At 40.1% G+C, this 1,443-nt stretch carries 1 protein-coding gene; it reads left to right on the top strand.

All coding sequences use genetic code 11. The annotated features are described in order from the left end of the window. Window positions 1-135 precede the first annotated feature (135 nt). The coding region (locus WKU33_RS18855; RefSeq protein ID WP_340456126.1) for an IS4 family transposase at window positions 136-1,443 on the top strand (1,308 nt) is incomplete at its 3' end.

Raw genomic sequence — 1,443 nt, 5'->3', positions numbered from 1 at the left:
CTCAAGTTTCGGAGTAAAAAAACATACAAAACTCCTTGATGGACTTGAACTTAAATTGGAATAACTATTAAAATAAATACAAAAAACACCCTTTTCCTTGGTAAAATATAGGTATCGACACCAACCAAAGAAAGGATGTTTTCTGTGTCTACCATTTTACCAAATTCTAACCAAAATGAAAAATCAAATTCTCGTATGCTACATTTTTTTACGCAAGCAAAGATTGGAACGTTCCTTAATCAAGCCAATGTTCATAAGGAAAAAGGATTTTCTCCACGTCTCATTTTGCAATTTATTTTCGGACTTGTCCTTCATGGCATGAGTTTTTCTAGAGCCCTTGAATCAGACCGTGTGCCAAAGGATTTTGAAAAGGACACGGTATACGATTTCTTGAAAAATCCGACATACAATTGGCGTAAATTTCTTGCCAGTGTTGGCTCTCATCTTGTCGTGAAATTCTTACTTCCTTTAACGTCTAAAGATCGTGACCGCGTTCTCATATTTGATGATTCTTTGTTCAGCCGCAATCGTAGTAAGGCCGTCGAATTACTTGCCCGAGTGAAAGATCATACAACCGGAAGATATTTCAAGGGGTTTCGTATGCTCACACTTGGCTGGTCAGACGGTGCTTCTTTTATACCACTTGCCTTTTCGTTGCTAAGTTCAAAAAATGAAAAGAATCGTTATCAGGAGATGAATTCGAACATCGACAAGCGAACGATTGGTTATCGTAGACGCCAAGAAGCAACGAAAAAGAGCACGGAGACGATGTTCAATCTTCTGGATTCGATCAATCCCAAACAGCTTGGGGCGAAAACCGTTCTTTTTGACAGTTGGTTCGCCTATCCGGCTATCATAGCGAAAATCGTGAAAAACTATTCGTTACATGTTGTTTGCATGATCAAACGTTCACCCAAAATTCACTATACTTACGAAGGCGAATCTTACACGTTGAACCAGCTTTACAAGAAAGTTCGTAAAAAGCGTGGACGTGCTAAAATCCTAGCGAGTGTTGTAGTCGGACTTCGTCAGTATGATCAAACTGGGAATGAAATCCAAGCACGTATTGTTTTTGTTCGTGATCGAAACCGTTCCAAAAAGTGGCTTGCCCTTTTAACAACGAACCTCGAACATACAGAAGAAGATGCCGTCCGAATTTATGGCAAGCGCTGGGAAATCGAGTGCTTTTTCAAGGTGGTCAAATCCAATTTGCGATTGGCAAAGGAATTTCAATGCCGCAGCTACGATTCCATGACTGCACACACTTCCATCGTTTTCCTACGTTATATGATGTTGTCACTTAGTGTACGTGAGGAAGAAGATCCCAGAACCATTGGTCAACTTTTCTATATGTGTTGCGATGAGATGGAAGATATTCGTTTTGCGCAAGCATTGATGACCATATTAGAACTAGTAGGTTCCACCATGGCAGAAGAATACCTT

The organism is Oceanobacillus sp. HCA-5259 (assembly GCF_037892815.1).
GTDB classification, from domain to species: Bacteria; Bacillota; Bacilli; order Bacillales; family Amphibacillaceae; genus Oceanobacillus; species Oceanobacillus indicireducens.
The sequence above is the reverse complement of the archived record's forward strand: the minus strand, read 5'-3'. Positions and strand labels throughout refer to the sequence as shown.